This window comes from Variovorax sp. 01T439_2, from assembly GCF_056398445.1.
The window spans coordinates 1-1,832 of record NZ_JBFTPJ010001079.1; the positions used below are offsets into that span (position 1 = coordinate 1).

General features: G+C 70.3%; 2 protein-coding genes. Both read right to left on the bottom strand.

Features of this window, described 5'->3' with window-relative positions; genetic code table 11:
- The coding region (locus AC1DOC_RS32105) for a HAMP domain-containing protein (protein ID WP_478131379.1) at positions 1 to 936 on the bottom strand (936 nt) is incomplete at its 3' end.
- Complete coding sequence (locus AC1DOC_RS32110) at positions 933 to 1,631, bottom strand: response regulator transcription factor (RefSeq protein ID WP_026284223.1); 699 nt, start codon at positions 1,629 to 1,631, stop codon at positions 933 to 935. The genes AC1DOC_RS32105 and AC1DOC_RS32110, both read right to left, overlap by 4 nt.
- Between the last annotated feature and the right edge of the window lie 201 nt (positions 1,632 to 1,832).

The following is a 1,832-nucleotide window of genomic DNA, read 5'->3' on the forward strand; positions in this document are numbered from 1 at the left end:
GTGCGGGCTTGCGAGCCGCTCGCTCTCGAGCAGGTCGCTGATCAGGTCGCGCATCTCGTTCAAGTCGCGCAGCAGCGCCTCGCGCTCGGCCTGGCTTTCGGGCGTGGCCGGCAGCAGCTCGGCATTGAGCCGGGCGCGCGTGAGCGGCGAGCGCAGTTCGTGGCTCAACGCCAGCAGCAGCCCGCGCTTGGCATCGAGCATGGCCTGGATGTCGTCGGCCATGGTGTTGATGTGCTCGGCGAGGTCGCCCAGGTCGTCGTTGCGGCGGATCGGGATCGGCTGCGTGAACTCGCCGCGGCCGAAGCGCTGCGCGCCTTCGCGGATGTCGATCAGCGGCCGCAGCAGCCGGCTGACATAGGCATAGCCCAGCACCACGAGCAGCAGCAGCGCGCAGAGCGTGGCCCAGCCGACGATGCGCGGCGCGAGCTGCCAGAGCCTGGGCGACCAGCCGAAGATGACGCGGTGGCCATCTGCCGTCGGGCGGACGAACCACTTGTCGTTCCAGGGTTCTTCGTCGCGGTCGTGCATCCAGCCGCCGCGGCCGTTGCTGCCGCCGGGGTTGGAGTCCCAGTTGACCTTGGGGCCGGTGATGCGGATCGTGATCGGCAGCCGAGCGACCAGCGCCTGCGCGCGCGCCACGTCGGGCGGCGTGCCGATCTCGGCGACGAGCCGGTCGGCATAGTCGACCAGCATCGGCTTGGCGGCCTCGGCCCAGCCGGTGGAAAAGGACTTCTTCATGCCGCCCATGAACACCGCCGCCATCACCAGCGCCAGCATCACGAACATCATGACCAGCCGTATGCGCAGCGAGCGGCGCCAGCGGCGCTTGCCCTGCACCTTCTCGTGCCACTGCGCATGCCATTGCCTGTGCAGCTCCGCGCGGCGCGATGCGATCCCGTGCAGCGCCTCGCGCAAACTCCGCCGCCTGCGCCTCATGCAGGCTCGCTGCGCGCGACGGCCAGCGCATAGCCGGCATTGCGCAGCGTCTTGATGCAGTCCAGCGGCTCGAGCTTCTTGCGCAGGCGGCTCACCACGATGTCGACGGCCCGGGTGTAGAGCTCGGCCTCGTGGCCGCGCAGGCGGTTCAGGATGTCGTCGCGGCTGAACACCTTGCCGGGCTCGGCCGCCAGCAGCGCGAGCAGTTCGAACTCGGTGCCGGTGAGCTCCACGCGCTCGCCATGGCGCAGCACCTGACGCCGGTCGAGGTCGATCGACAGCCCGTCGAACACGCGGTGCTGGGTGCCGTTGCCGTTGGCCGCCGCCGGCGTGCTGCGCTGGCGGCGCAGGATGGTCTGCACGCGCGCCACCAGCTCGCGCGGCTCGAAGGGCTTGGGCACGTAGTCGTCGGCGCCCAGCTCGAGGCCGACCACGCGGTCCATCACCTCGCCGCGCGCGGTGAGCATCACGATGGGAATGTCGCTCTCCTTGCGGATCTCGCGGCACAGCGCAAAGCCGTCCATCTCGGGCAGCATCACGTCGAGGATCGCCGCGTCGAACGGGCCCGCGCGCAATTTGGCGAGCCCTTCGCTCGGGCGCACCGCGCTCTCCAGCGTGTAGCCGAAGCGGGCGAAGTAGGTGGTCAGCGGCGCGGCGAGATGTTCGTCGTCGTCGATCAGCAGGATGCGCGGCATGGCGGGATTGTGCCTCCTGACAAGAAGGTGGCGAATGACCTCGCCGACCATCAGGCCCGCCGGCATCGCACCGCCCAGGCCAGGCCCGCCACGAGAACGCAGAGCAGCAGCGCGTGGTAGACCACGTCGGGCACCGTGCGCGGACCGATGCCCGCGATGATGGTGCCGAGCCCGACCAGCGTGCCCAGCAGCGCGAAGCCC

What these genes read in the sequence shown, in the direction of transcription:
- AC1DOC_RS32110 (WP_026284223.1), bottom strand. Translation starts at nt 1,631, where the DNA reads ATGCCGCGCATCCTGCTGATCGACGACGACGAACATCTCGCCGCGCCG.